This window comes from Variovorax boronicumulans (genome assembly GCF_009811375.1).
GTDB classification, from domain to species: Bacteria; Pseudomonadota; Gammaproteobacteria; order Burkholderiales; family Burkholderiaceae_C; genus Variovorax; species Variovorax boronicumulans.
Window position 1 is genome coordinate 485,868 of record NZ_BKDH01000001.1, and the last position, 13,842, is coordinate 499,709.

The following is a 13,842-nucleotide window of genomic DNA, read 5'->3' on the forward strand; positions in this document are numbered from 1 at the left end:
GCCCGGTGCGGGCCGGTGCCGTCCAAGAATGGACGCATGCCGCGCGCTCCGGTGCGGTGCAAGGAGACCCCATGCCACTGGCGACCCTGATCGGCCGATGGGCGATGCAGCCTTTCTCCAAGGCCCTGCCGCCGCTGGGCGACACCGAGCGCGCCGCGCTCGAGGCCGGCACGGTCGGGTTCGAAGGCCAGCTCTTCGCCGGGCGCCCCGATTTCGACGCCCTGACGGCCGCCGGCCCCAACCAGCTCAGCGCGCGCGAAGAAGCCTTCCTGGCGAACGAGGTGCCCGCGCTGTGCCGCATGCTCGACGACCACGCCATCGACCAGGCGCACGACCTGCCGCCCGAGGTGTGGCGCTTCCTGCGCGAGAAGCGCTTCTTCGGGATGATCATTCCCGAGGCCTTCGGCGGCCTGGGCTTCGGCCACTACGCGCATGCGACGGTGGTGGCGCGCATCGCGAGCGTCAACGTGGCAACGGCCGTCACGGTGATGGTGCCCAACTCGCTCGGGCCGGCCGAGCTGCTGCTGCGCTACGGCACCGACGCGCAGAAAGACCACTACCTGCCGCGCCTGGCCGACGGCCGCGAGCTGCCGTGCTTCGGCCTGACCTCGCCTTACGCGGGCTCCGACGCCGCCGCCATTCCTGACCGCGGCGTGCTCGTCGAGCGCGAGTTCCAGGGCCGGCGCACGCGCGGCTTCCTGGTCGATTTCGACAAGCGCTACATCACGCTCGCGCCGGTCGCCACCGTGGTCGGCCTGGCGTTCCATGCCATCGACGAAAGCCGGCCCGAAGGCCAGCGCGAGCTGGGCATCACCTGCGCGCTGATTCCCGTGCCGCATGAAGGCATGGCGATCGGCCGGCGCCACCGCCCGATGGACAGCGCCTTCATGAACGGCCCGATCCGCGGCCGGCAGGTGTTCGTGCCGATGGACTGGATCATCGGCGGCGAGCCGCAGGTGGGGCAGGGCTGGCGCATGCTGATGGAATGCCTGGCCGCGGGCCGCGCCATCTCGCTGCCCGCGCTGGGCTCGGCGATGCAGCAGACCGCGCTGTACGTGAGCAACGCCTACGGCCAGATCCGCGAGCAGTTCGGCCTGCCGGTGGGCAAGTTCCACGCAGTGGCGGGGCTGGTCGCGCAGATGTCGGCGCAGCTGTACGCGACCGATGCCGCGCGCCGCTTCACGGCGGCCGCGCTCGACAAGGGCGAGCGGCCCAGCGTGGCCAGCGCGATCCTCAAGGTGCAGCTCACCGAGGCCGGGCGCCGCGCGGTCAACCATGGCATGGACATCCTGGGCGGCAAGGGGATCATCTCGGGTCCGTCGAACCTGCTCGGCGTGGCGTACCGGCAGGCGCCGATCGCGATCACGGTGGAGGGCGCGAACATCCTCACGCGCGCGCTCATCGTGTTCGGCCAGGGCGCGGTGCGCTGCCACCCGCACGTGCTCGACGAGATGGCGGCGGTGCAGGCGAAAGATGAAACAGCACTGGGCCAGGCGCTCCTCGCGCACGGCAGGCATGTGGCGCGCAACTTGTGGCACAGCCTGTTCGGCGCGCCGGTGCTCGGCGATCCGCCCGAGGCGCTGGCGGCCGAAGCGCGGCTCATCGCGCGCATGAGCGCCAAGTACGCGCTCACCGCCGACCTGGCGATGGGGCTGCTCGGCGGCAAGCTCAAGCGCATGGAGCTGCTGTCGGCGCGGCTGGGCGATGTGCTGGCCCATCTGTACCTGGCGAGCGCCTGCGTGTGGCGCTACCGCGTCGATGCGGCGCCCGAGCTGCTGCCCTTTGCGCAGGCGGCGATCCGGCTGCAGCTGGACGAGGCCGGCAAGATCCTGCGAGACCTGTACGCCAACCTGCCGACGCCGGGGCGGCGCCTGCTCGGTGCCCTGGTGCTGCGCCGCACCGCGTACCTGGCGCCGCTGCGCGACGTGCAGCTGATGGCGCTGGCCGAGCTGCTGCGCACGCGGCCGGACGTGGTCGCGCGGCTCGTGCCCGATCTGGCCGAGCCCGGCCCGGGCGGCCTGCGCGACCTGATGCAGGCGATGGCGCTCGGCGCGCAACTGGGCGAGGAGACGGCCGCGCTCAACAAGGTGCTGCGCCGCACGCGCTCGCTCGACGAGGCCGCGCGCTCGGCCAGCGACCCCGCGCTGGCGCTGGCCTACCTGCAGGCGGCCGACAAGGTGATCCAGGTCGACGACTTCGAAGGGCCGGCGCGCAACGCGGACGGCAGCGCCGGCCTCAGCGCGCCTGCTGCGCCGCCAGTGCCGTCAGCGCCGCCGCCGTCTGCTCGTCCGCCGGAAAGAACGACTCCACCGCGAGTTCCTGCAGCGTGACGTCCACCGGCGTGCCGAAGATCGTGATGGTGCTGATGAAGCTCAGCACGCCGCTGGGCATGACCACCTGGAACGGCACGGCCACCGCCGACAGCGCGGTGTCGAGCAGCGGCGCGTCGTGGCTCACGGCCGGCGGCGGGTAGCCCTCCAGCTCGTCGTGCAGCGCCTGCAGCACGGTGTCGCCGGTGGCGGCGATCTGCTGCTGCAGCCGCTCCAGCAGGTGCGTGCGCCATTGCGCGAGGTTCGCGATGCGCGGCGCCACGCCCTCGGGGTGCAGGCTCAGGCGCAGCACGTTGATCGGCGGCTTCAGCAGCTCGGCCGAGCAGCCTTCCATGAGCAGCGGCACCAGCGCGTTGTGCGCCACCAGGTTCCAGTGGCGGTCCACGGCCAGCGCGGGGAAGGGCTCGTGGCCCTTCAGCACGAGGTCGATGGCGCGGCGCGCCGAGGCCATGGCCGGGTCGTCGAGCGAGCGCTGGCGGTACATGGGCGCGAAGCCGGCGGCCACCAGCAGCGCATTGCGCTCGCGCAGCGGCACGTCCAGGCGCTCGGCCAGGCGCAGCACCATTTCGCGGCTGGGCGCGGCACGGCCGGTTTCCACGTAGCTCAGGTGGCGGGTCGAGACCTCGGCCTCCTGCGCCAGGTCGAGCTGGCTTAGGCGGCGGTGGGTACGCCAGTGCCGCAGGTGGGCGCCGAACGGATCGCGCGCGCCGGGCAGGCTGGCGGCGGCGGCCTTGGACGAATGGGTGCGGGGGGTGTTCATGGAGCCGCATTCTGGCGCGGTGGCGGCGCGGCGCCATGACCTCCCAGGTCATCGACGCGATCCACGCCCGGCGGAATCATCGACCCCAACGCAGCAGGACTGGCCTGCCGCGTACCCACCCAGGAGATCCACATGTCTGTTTTCGCTTCCCCCCGCTTCCTGTCGAACGTGATGTGGGCCGATGCCGCTTCGTGCGCCGCGACCGGCGCGCTGCAGGTGGCGTTCACCGACGTTCTCGCCCACCTGACCGGCCTGCCGGCCTGGCTGCTCATGGGCACCGGCGTGTTCCTGCTGGCCTATGCGGCCGCCGCCGCCTTCATGGCCAGCCGCCGCACGCCGCCGCGCACGCTGATCGGCCTCGTGGTCGTCGGCAACTTCGCCTGGGCCGTGGCCTGCGTGGCGCTGCTGGTGAGCGGCGTGTTCGCGGTCACCGCGCTGGGCACGGCCTGGGTGCTGGCGCAGGCGCTGTGCGTGGTCGTGCTGGCCGAGCTGCAATGGACCGGGCTGCGCCGCACCCGGGGCGCTACCCGTATGGCGATGGCCTGAGCGCCTGACGGTCCGCTCCACGCCCGCCGCACCCCGTGCGGCGGGCGTTTTCGCTATGAGAACGATAGTTCCGGGAGAGCCCGACAAGGAAGACCGACTACAGCCACTGACATTGAACCTCGCTATCCTTGAGAGGCTTCCACGAACACACAGGAGTCTTCTCATGGCCAAAGCCCCGGCGCACGCGTTTGCGTCCACCCTCAAGACCTTCAAGACCGCGTCGGGCAAGTCCGGCAAGTACTGGTCGCTGAAGGAACTGGCCAAGCAGTACCCGTCCGTGGAGCGCCTGCCGGTGTCGATCCGCATCGTGCTCGAGTCTGTGCTGCGCAACTGCGACGGCCAGAAGGTGTCGGCCAAGCACGTCGAGGAGCTGGCCCACTGGGCGCCCAACGCCGAGCGCACCGACGAAATTCCCTTTGTCGTCACCCGCGTGGTGCTGCAGGACTTCACCGGCGTGCCGCTCCTGGCCGACCTGGCCGCCATGCGCAGCGTGGCCGCCAAGCTGAACAAGTCGCCCAAGACCATCGAGCCGCTGGTGCCCGTCGACCTGGTGGTCGACCACTCGGTGATGGTCGACTACTACGGCACGCCCAAGGCGCTCGACCTGAACATGAAGCTGGAGTTCCAGCGCAACAACGAGCGCTACCAGTTCATGAAGTGGGGCATGCAGGCCTTCGACACCTTCGGCGTCGTGCCGCCGGGCTTCGGCATCGTGCACCAGGTCAACCTCGAGTACTTTGCACGCGGCGTCTACAAGAGCCCGGCCGACAAGAGCGACACGCCGGTGTACTACCCCGACTCGCTGGTGGGCACCGACAGCCACACCACCATGATCAACGGCATCGGCGTGGTCGGCTGGGGCGTGGGCGGCATCGAGGCCGAGGCCGCCATGCTGGGCCAGCCGGTCTACATGCTCACGCCCGACGTGGTGGGCTTCGAGCTCACCGGCAAGCTGCGCGAAGGCGTCACGGCCACCGACCTGGTGCTGTACGTCACCTCGATCCTGCGCGCCGAAAAGGTGGTGGGCAAGTTCGTCGAGTTCTTCGGCCCCGGTGCCGCGTCCATCGCCGTGCCCGACCGCGCCACCATCGGCAACATGGCGCCCGAGTACGGCGCCACCATGGGCTTCTTCCCGGTCGACGAGATGACCGTGGCGTACTTCGAAGGCACCGGCCGCACCAAGGAAGAAGTGGAGCGCTTCGCCGCCTACTACAAGGCGCAGGGCCTGTTCGGCATGCCCGCGCCGGGCGACATCGACTACACCAAGGTCGTCAAGCTCGACCTGGGCACCGTCTCGCCCAGCCTGGCCGGCCCCAAGCGCCCGCAGGACCGCATCAACCTGGGCGACCTGTCGACCAAGTTCGCCGAGCTGTACAGCAAGCCGAACGACGCCAACGGCTTCAACCAGCCGGCCGACAAGCTCAAGCAGCGCTACGCGCTGACGCGCGAAGGCCAGAGCGGCGACACCGAAGTGCCCCCGCCGCCGCCCGGCTCGCCGCGCCCGGTCATCGAGATGGTGGCCAACCGCTCGACCAAGGCCGCGGCCCACACCAGCGCCACGGCGCCGTCGGCGCCCAAGGGCGACGTCACCATCGGCAACGGCGACGTGCTCATTGCGGCCATCACCTCGTGCACCAACACCTCCAACCCGAGCGTGATGCTCGCGGCCGGCATCCTGGCCAAGAAGGCGGTGGAAGCGGGCCTGAAGGTGCAGCCGCACATCAAGACCTCGCTGGCCCCGGGCTCGCGCATCGTCACCGAATACCTCGAGAAGGCGGGCCTGCTGCCGTACCTGGAGAAGCTGGGCTTCTACCTCGCGGGCTACGGCTGCACCACCTGCATCGGCAACGCCGGCGACCTCACGCCCGAGATCAACGAAGCCATCACCAAGAACGACCTCATCGGCGCGGCCGTGCTCTCGGGCAACCGCAACTTCGAGGCGCGCATCCACCCGAACCTGAAGGCCAACTTCCTGGCCTCGCCGCCGCTGGTGGTGGCGTTTGCCATCGCGGGCAACGTGATGACCGACCTCATGACCCAGCCCGTGGGCAAGGGCAAGGGCGGCAAGGACGTGTACCTGGGCGACATCTGGCCCACGCCGAAGGAGATCGACGACAACCTGCGCTTCGCGATGAACGCCAAGTCGTTCCGCGCGAACTACGAGAAGGTCAAGAGCGATCCGGGCAAGTTCTGGACGAGCATCAAGGGCACGACCGGCCAGGTGTACGACTGGCCGACCTCGACCTACATCGCCGAGCCGCCGTTCTTCGAAGGCTTCCAGATGCAGCCGCACGCGTCGGACGCGGGCATCCAGGGCGCGCGCGTCATGGCGCTGTTCGGCGACTCGATCACCACCGACCACATCTCGCCGGCCGGCTCCATCAAGGAAAGCTCGCCCGCGGGCATCTGGCTCAAGGCGCACGGCGTGCCCAAGGCCGACTTCAACAGCTACGGCTCGCGCCGCGGCAACCACGACGTGATGGTGCGCGGCACCTTCGCCAACGTGCGCATCAAGAACCTGATGATTCCGCCGGACGCCAACGGCACGCAGGAAGAGGGCGGCGTCACGCTGTTCCAGCCGGGCGGCGAAAAGATGTTCATCTACGACGCCGCCATGAAGTACATGGCAGCGGGCACGCCGACCATCGTGTTCGGCGGCGAGGAGTACGGCACCGGCTCGTCGCGCGACTGGGCCGCCAAGGGCACGCAGCTGTTGGGCATCAAGGCCGTGGTGGCGCGCAGCTTCGAGCGCATCCACCGCGCCAACCTGGTCGGCATGGGCGTGCTGCCGCTGCAGTTCCGCGGCGCCGACTCGTGGCAGACGCTGGGCCTCACGGGCGAGGAAAAGATCGACGTCGTGATCGGCGGCGAACTCAAGCCGCAGATGGATGTGAAGCTGGTCGTGCACCGCGCCGACGGCAGCCACCAGGAGGTGACGGTGCGCCTGCGCATCGACACGCCGATCGAGGTCGACTACTACAAGCACGGCGGCATCCTGCCGTTCGTGCTGCGGCAGCTGCTGGCGGCCTGACGGGCTGGGTTTGATCCGCGTCGGGCTCATCTCCGACACCCACGGCCTGCTGCGCCCGCAGGCCGTGGCGGCCTTTCAGGGCAGCGACTTCATCGTGCACGGCGGGGACATCGGCGACGCCGGCATCCTCGACGCACTCGCCGCGATCGCGCCGCTGACGGTGGTGCGCGGCAACAACGACCGCGAGGCGTGGGCCGGGGCCATTCCAGAGACGGCATTCCTGAAGGTCGGCGACGTGCATGTCTACGCGATCCACGACCTTTCTCAGATCGACATCGACCCCGCCGGTGCCGGCGTGCGTGTCGTGATCTCCGGCCACTCGCACCAACCCAAGGTCGAAGAACGCAACGGCGTGCTCTACGTCAACCCGGGCAGCGCCGGCCCGCGCCGATTCAAGCTGCCTATCGCCGTGGCCGAACTGATCGTCGACGGCGACACCGTCAGCGCGCGCATCGTCGAACTGCCCCTGTGAGCGGGGCGGGGTCGAATACCCCTAATTGAGAATAAATCTTATTTGATGGGGTATCCTCGGGCCGTTCTATGAAAAATGCACCACATCGGGGCATTTTCAAAGAACGTTCTTCTGTTCCGAGATGCTCATTCCCTTTCTCATCATGCTGCGCGAAGGCATCGAAGCCGCGCTGATCGTCGGCATCGTTGCCAGTTACCTGAAACAAAGCGGTCGCGGCGTGCTGATGCCCGCGGTGTGGGTCGGCGTGCTGCTGGCCACCGCGCTGTCGCTGTTCGCCGGCGCCGGCCTGCAACTGCTGGCGGCCGAGTTTCCGCAGAAGCAGCAGGAGCTGTTCGAAGGCGTGGTGGGGCTCATCGCCGTGGTCATGCTGACCACGATGGTGTTCTGGATGCGCAAGGCGGCCCGTTCCATCAAGGGCGAGTTGCACGCGTCGATCGACAAGGCGCTGGCGCAGCATGCCGACGGGCAGGGCTGGGCGCTGATCGGCATGGTGTTCCTGGCGGTCGCGCGCGAGGGGCTGGAGTCGGTCTTCTTCCTGCTGGCCGTGTTCCAGCAGAGCACCGGCTGGGAAGCGCCCGTGGGCGCGCTCGCCGGCATCGCCGTGTCGGTGGTGGTCGGCTGGGGCATCTATTCGGGCGGCGTGCGGCTCGACCTGCGCCGCTTCTTCCGCTTCACGGGCCTGTTCATCCTGCTGGTCGCGGCCGGGCTGCTGGCGGGCGTGCTGCGCAAGCTGCACGAGGCCGGCGTATGGAACCAGCTGCAGACCGTGGTGTTCGACATGAGCGAAACCCTGCCGATGGACAGCCCCGTGGGCGCCGTGCTGTCGGGCCTGCTGGGCTACCAGGCCGCGCCCGTGGTGGGCGAGGTGATCGTCTACCTGGCCTTCCTGGCCGTGGCCCTGTTCTTCTTCCTGCGCCCGGCCGCCGCGCCGGCGCCGCGCACGGCCACCGCCGGCTGATTTCTTTCCTCCATGTCTTCTTCCTCTTCTTCGTCATCGACGCTCATGCGCGTCGCCGTGGGCGCCTCGGCGCTGCTGGTCGTCGCCGGCCTCGCGGCCTTCTGGTACGCCTCGAACCAGGCGCGCAAGGCGCCGCCCAAGGCGGTCGACCATGCCGTCACCGTCACGATCCGCGGCAACGCCTGCGACCCGAACGAGATCACCGTGCCCGCGGGCCGCACGACCTTCACCATCGTCAACCAGTCGAACCGCGCGCTCGAGTGGGAAATTCTCGACGGCGTGATGGTGGTCGAAGAGCGCGAGAACATCGCGCCCGGCTTCTCGCAGACCATGACGGTCAAGCTCTCGCCGGGCGATTTCGCCATCACCTGCGGCCTGCTGAGCAACCCGCGCGGCAAGCTGCACGTCACGCCGTCGGCGGCCTCGCTGGCCGAGGAGGCGCGGCCCTCGCTCGTCAACTACGTGGGCGCGCTGGCCGAGTACCAGGTGTTCCTGCGGCTGGAGGCCGCCACGCTCGACGACGCGGTGCGCGCGCTGGCCGATGCCGTCAAGGCCGGCGACCTGGCGCAGGCGCGCGCGCTCTACGCACCGGCCCACCAGGCCTACAAGCGCATCGAGCCGATGGCCGAGCTGTTCGCCGACCTCGACGCGCGCATCAACGCCCGCGCCGACTACTTCGAGAAGCGCGAGGCCGACCCGGGCTTCAGCGGCTTCCACCGCATCGAGTACGCGCTGTACGGCCAGGGCGACGCGAAGGCGCTGGCACCGGTCCTGGACCAGCTGCTGGCCGACACCGAAACGCTGCAGGCGCGCCTGCGCGAGCTGAGCGTGCCGCCCGAGCGGCTCGCCAGCGCCGCCTCGAAGCTGCTGCGCCGCGTGGCCGACAACCTGCCGGCTGGCGGCGAAGACCACTACGGCCATGCCGAGCTGGTGAACCTGCAGGGCAGCTACGAAGGCACCAAGAAGATCGCCGACCTGCTGCAGCCGCTGCTCGTGAAGGCCGCGCCCGCGCAGCAGAAGGCCGTGGACGAGCGCTTTGCCGCCTTCGACGCCGCATTGGCGCCGTACCGCGCCGGCGAAGGCTTCCAGCCCGCGCCGCTGGACGACGCGCAGCGCCAGGCGCTGGCCGTGCCGGTGCGCGCGCTGGCCGAGGAACTGGGCAAGGTGAACGCCGCGCTCGGTCTGGAATGAGTTGAGAGAGAACGACGACCCCATGGAACCGACGAAGAAGAACGACACCGCTCCTGCCTCGCCGCACCGCCGCCGCATGCTCGGCGCTGCGGGCGTGGCCTTTGCCGGGCTCGCCGCCAGCGCGCGCGCCGGCGCGGCCATTCCGGGCCCGCCCGACACTGGCGCGCAGGTCACCGACGCGCCGCAGAGCACCCACACGCAAGACCGCGTGCCCTTCCGCGGCAAGCACCAGGCGGGCGTCGTCACGCCGCGCCCGACGGCCGGCATGATCGCCTCGTTCTACGTACTGGCCGAGAACCGCGCCGACCTGGAACGGCTGATGCGCACGCTCACCGAGCGCATCGCCTTCCTCACGCAGGGCGGCCCGCAGACCGACCCCGATCCCAAGCTGCCGCCCGCGGGCTCCGGCATCCTCGGCCCGGTGGTGCAGCCCGACGGGCTCACCGTGACCGTGTCGGTCGGCGCGTCGCTGTTCGACGAGCGCTTCGGCCTCGACAAGAAGAAGCCGCTGCGCCTGAAGCCGATGCAGCGCCATCCGAACGACGCGCTCGACGCCGCGCTGTGCCACGGCGACTTGTCGATCCAGTTCTGCGCCAACACGCCCGACACCAACATCCACGCGCTGCGCGACATCATCAAGAACACGCCCGACCTGCTGGTGCTGCACTGGAAGCAGGAAGGCTCCGTGCCGCCGATTCCGGCCGTGGCGGGCCAGCCGGCGGAGAGCGCACGCAACTTCCTCGGCTTTCGCGATGGCTCGGCCAACCCCGACTCGGCCGACGACACGCTCATGAACAAGCACGTCTGGGTGCAGCCGAACGGCGACGAGCCGGCCTGGGCCGTGGGCGGCAGCTACCAGGCGGTGCGCATCATCCGCAACTTCGTCGAGCGCTGGGACCGCACGCCGCTGCAGGAGCAGGAGGCCATCATGGGCCGCCTGAAGCCCAGCGGCGCGCCGCTGGACGGCGGCAAGACCGAGCACGACGTGCCGGACTACACCAAGGACCCCGAAGGCAAGGCGACGCCGATGGACGCGCACATCCGCCTGGCAAACCCGCGCACCAAGGCCTCGGACGCCAACCTGATGCTGCGCCGGCCCTTCAACTACTCGAACGGCGTCACCAAGTCGGGCCAGCTCGAGATGGGCCTGCTGTTCATCTGCTACCAGGCCGACCTCGAGAAGGGCTTTGTCGCCGTGCAGACCCGCCTGGACGGCGAGCCGCTCGAGGAATACATCAAGCCCATCGGCGGCGGCTTCTTCTTCACGCTGCCCGGCGTGCAGGGCGCCGACGACTGGCTCGGGCGCAGCCTGCTGGCCGCCTGAGCGCTCCCTTTTTCATCACCACCGCACCGCATCCAAGGAGATTCATGACCGTGCAGTTCCGCCGCCGCTTCCTCGCCGCTTTCGTCGCAGGCTTTGCCGGGCTCTACGCCGTCGGCGCGCAGGCCGCCGTGTCGCCGCTCGAGCTGGTTGGTCCGATCTCGGACTACAAGATCTACGTGACGCAGAACGTGCGCAAGCTGGCGGCCGACGTGCGCGTGTTCACCGCCGCCGTGAAGGCCGGCGACATCGAGAAGGCCAAGAAGCTCTACGCGCCCACGCGCACCAGCTACGAACGTGTGGAGCCCGTGGCCGAGCTGTTCACCGACCTCGACCAGTCGATCGACTCGCGCGCGGACGACCACGAGAAGGCCGAGAAAGACCCGGCCTTCATCGGCTTCCACCGCATCGAGTACAGCCTGTGGACGCTCAAGAGCACCAAGGACCTGAACCCCGTGGCCGACAAGCTGCTGGCCGACGTGCTCGAGCTGCAAAAACGCCTGGGCGCGCTGACCTTCCCGCCCGAGAAGGTCGTGGGCGGCGCCGCCGTGCTGATGGAAGAGGTGGCCGCCACCAAGATCTCCGGCGAGGAAAACCGCTACAGCCACACCGACCTGTGGGATTTCCAGTCGAACTTCGAGGGCGCCTACAAGATCGTCGAGCTGCTGCGCCCACTGGTCGTGAAGCAGGACAAGCCCTTCGCCGAGAAGGCCGACGCCAACTTCAAGGTGGTGTTCGACACGCTGGCCAAGTACCGCACGGCCGACGGCGGCTTCGAAACCTATTCGAAGCTCACCGAGCGCGACCGCAAGATGCTGGCCGGCCGGGTGAACACGCTGGCCGAAGACCTGTCCAAGCTGCGCGGGATGCTCGGATTGAACTGAGTCCGGCCCCGCGGGACGCGCTCATTTCCGGCTGACCCGGTACTTTTTGGGGTTGGTCAGGTTTTCGCGAGTGAGAATTGCTAGCATCTGGCTTTTGCTTACTGGCGTGCCCCGGGATTTCCGGGGGGCGCACCTCCACCGTGCGAAACAACGACCTCGGCGCAGCGCCGACCACCACCGCGCTGAGCCTCGACCAGCTTCCGTCCCATCAGTGGGCCACCGTGCTCGACGTGGCCCGCCCCGACAGCGCGGACGACCGCGAGCTGGTGCTGCGCCTGACCGAAATCGGCTTCGTGCCGGGCGAGGCCGTGCGCATCGTCGCCACCGGAACCCCGGGCCGCGAGCCGCTGGCCGTGCGCCTGGGCCACACCACCTTCGCGCTGCGCCGCCACGAGGCCGCGCTGATCCACGTCACGCCGGGGGCCGCGAACCATGGTTGAAGCCGTCATCCAGGGGCCGGGCCGTCTCGGCGCCACCGCGCAGCCCGCGCGCATCGCGCTGCTGGGCAACCCGAACTGCGGCAAGACCGCGCTGTTCAACCTGCTGACCGGCAGCCGCCAGAAGGTGGCCAACTACGCCGGCGTGACCGTCGAGCGCAAGGAAGGCACGCTTCGCACGCCGACCGGCCGCCGCGTGTTCGTGCTCGACCTGCCGGGCGCCTACAGTCTGAACGCCCTGAGCGCCGACGAGGCCGTCACGCGCGACATCGTCACCGGCCAGGCGCAGGAAGCGCTGCCCGACCTGCTCGTGTGCGTGACCGACGCCACCAACCTGCGCCTGAACCTGCGGCTGGTGCTCGAAGCGCGCCAGCTCGGCCTGCCGATGGTGGTGGCGCTCAACATGACCGACATGGCCAAGAAGCAGGGCATCGCGGTCGACACCGCCGTGCTCTCGCGCGAACTCGGCGTGCCGGTGATCGAGACCGTGGGCGTGCACACCGGCGGTGCCAAGGGCCTGCTCGAGGCGCTCGACGCACCGGTCGCCGCCGCGGCGCCCCAGCCCTGGAAGGCGCCCGGGCTGGACGACGTGCTCGCCACGCAGCGCGAGGTGCGCCGCATCCTCGGCCTGGCCGTGAAGGAGCCCGTGGGCAGCCTGGACACCAGCGACCGCATCGACCGCGTCGTGATGCACCCGGTGTGGGGCATGCTGGTGCTGGCCGTCACCATGTTCCTCATGTTCCAGGCCGTGTTCAGCTGGGCCAACGTGCCGATGGACGCCATCAAGGCCGGCACCGAAGGGCTGGGCAACCTCATCAAGACGCACATGCCCGAAGGCATGCTGCAGAGCCTGCTGGTCGACGGCGTGATCGCGGGCGTGGGCGGCGTGATCGTGTTCCTGCCGCAGATCCTGATCCTGTTCCTGTTCATCCTCGCGCTCGAAGACTCCGGCTACCTGCCGCGCGCGGCCTTCCTGCTCGACCGCCTGATGGGCACCGTGGGCCTGTCGGGCCGCTCGTTCATTCCGCTGCTGTCGAGCTTTGCCTGCGCCATTCCGGGCGTGATGGCCACGCGCACCATCAGCAACTGGCGCGACCGCATCACGACCATCATGATCGCGCCGCTCATGACCTGTTCGGCGCGGCTGCCGGTGTATGCGCTGCTCATCGCGGCCTTCATTCCGGCGCGCGACGTGGGCGGCATCTTCAACCTGCAGGGCGTGGTGCTGTTCGCGCTGTATGTGTTCGGCATCGTCTCGGCGATGGCGGTGGCCTGGGTGATGAAGCGCTTTCGCGACAGCACGCGGCACTCGCCGCTGCTGATGGAGCTGCCGGCCTACCGCTGGCCGAACCTGCGCAACCTGGCGCTGGGGCTCTACGAGCGGGCATGGATCTTCATCCAGCGCGTGGGCACGATCATCCTCACGCTGACGATCCTGCTGTGGTTTTTGTCGACCTTCCCGTCGCCGCCCGAAGGCGCGACCGGCCCCGCCATCCAGTACAGCCTGGCCGGCATGATCGGCCGCGGGCTGGAACACATCTTCGCGCCCATCGGCTTCAACTGGCAGATCTCCATCGCGCTGGTGCCGGGCATGGCCGCACGCGAAGTCGCGGTGGGCGCGCTGGGCACGGTGTACGCGCTCTCGGCCACCGGCGACGACGTGGCCAGTGCGCTGGAGCCGCTCATCGCCGGCAGCTGGTCGCTGGCGACCGCGCTGTCGCTGCTGGTCTGGTACGTGTTCGCGCCGCAGTGCATCTCGACGCTGGCGGCCGTCAAGCGCGAAACCGGCTCCTGGAAATACGTGTGGATCATGGCGGGCTACTTATTCGCCTTGGCATACGTGGCATGCTTCTTGACCTATCGCATTGCACTCGCTTTCGGCGCGGGGTAAAACCACAGGGAAAGGGTTGAA

General features: G+C 69.3%; 11 protein-coding genes. 10 read left to right on the plus strand and 1 reads right to left on the minus strand.

The features are described from left to right. Positions 1–71: 71 nt before the first annotated feature. Positions 72–2,330: an acyl-CoA dehydrogenase gene (locus VHAB30_RS02245; protein WP_159275664.1), complete on the plus strand. Its 2,259-nt coding sequence runs from the start codon at positions 72–74 to the stop codon at positions 2,328–2,330. On the opposite strand, the gene VHAB30_RS02250 is transcribed toward VHAB30_RS02245, so the two are convergent. Then, positions 2,236–3,090 (minus strand): helix-turn-helix domain-containing protein, encoded by an 855-nt coding sequence (locus tag VHAB30_RS02250; protein ID WP_095746440.1) that lies wholly within the window; start codon positions 3,088–3,090, stop codon positions 2,236–2,238. The genes VHAB30_RS02245 and VHAB30_RS02250 overlap by 95 nt on opposite strands. A 132-nt stretch (positions 3,091–3,222) precedes the next feature. Between VHAB30_RS02250 and VHAB30_RS02255 the strand changes: the two genes are divergently transcribed. The 9 genes from VHAB30_RS02255 (at position 3,223) to feoB (ending at position 13,821) form a co-directional block, all read left to right on the plus strand. Beyond that, positions 3,223–3,636: a hypothetical protein gene (locus VHAB30_RS02255; protein ID WP_159275665.1), complete on the plus strand. Its 414-nt coding sequence runs from the start codon at positions 3,223–3,225 to the stop codon at positions 3,634–3,636. Positions 3,637–3,799: 163 nt separating this feature from the next. After that, on the plus strand, positions 3,800–6,667 hold the full coding sequence (acnA, locus tag VHAB30_RS02260; protein WP_159275666.1) for an aconitate hydratase: 2,868 nt from the start codon (positions 3,800–3,802) through the stop codon (positions 6,665–6,667). Between the two features lie 10 nt (positions 6,668–6,677). Then, entirely contained in the window at positions 6,678–7,139 is a 462-nt protein-coding gene (locus VHAB30_RS02265) for a metallophosphoesterase family protein (RefSeq protein WP_159275667.1), read from the plus strand. Between the two features lie 121 nt (positions 7,140–7,260). Next, entirely contained in the window at positions 7,261–8,097 is an 837-nt protein-coding gene (efeU, locus tag VHAB30_RS02270) for an iron uptake transporter permease EfeU (RefSeq protein ID WP_159275668.1), read from the plus strand. A 12-nt stretch (positions 8,098–8,109) separates the two neighbouring features. Beyond that, a complete protein-coding gene (gene efeO, locus VHAB30_RS02275) occupies positions 8,110–9,288 on the plus strand; it encodes an iron uptake system protein EfeO (protein ID WP_095746435.1) in 1,179 nt (392 codons plus the stop codon). A gap of 22 nt (positions 9,289–9,310) precedes the next feature. Next, entirely contained in the window at positions 9,311–10,612 is a 1,302-nt protein-coding gene (efeB, locus tag VHAB30_RS02280; RefSeq protein WP_159275669.1) for an iron uptake transporter deferrochelatase/peroxidase subunit, read from the plus strand. Between the two features lie 44 nt (positions 10,613–10,656). Continuing rightward, complete coding sequence (gene efeO / locus VHAB30_RS02285; RefSeq protein WP_082818180.1) at positions 10,657–11,493, plus strand: iron uptake system protein EfeO; 837 nt, start codon at positions 10,657–10,659, stop codon at positions 11,491–11,493. 140 nt (positions 11,494–11,633) lie between these two features. Then, positions 11,634–11,933 (plus strand): FeoA family protein, encoded by a 300-nt coding sequence (locus VHAB30_RS02290; RefSeq protein WP_070062301.1) that lies wholly within the window; start codon positions 11,634–11,636, stop codon positions 11,931–11,933. Next, the gene (feoB, locus tag VHAB30_RS02295) at positions 11,926–13,821 is read left to right on the plus strand and encodes a ferrous iron transporter B (RefSeq protein WP_159275670.1); all 1,896 of its coding nucleotides are present in this window, start codon (positions 11,926–11,928) and stop codon (positions 13,819–13,821) included. The genes VHAB30_RS02290 and feoB overlap by 8 nt, the downstream gene beginning before the upstream one ends. Positions 13,822–13,842: the final 21 nt, after the last annotated feature.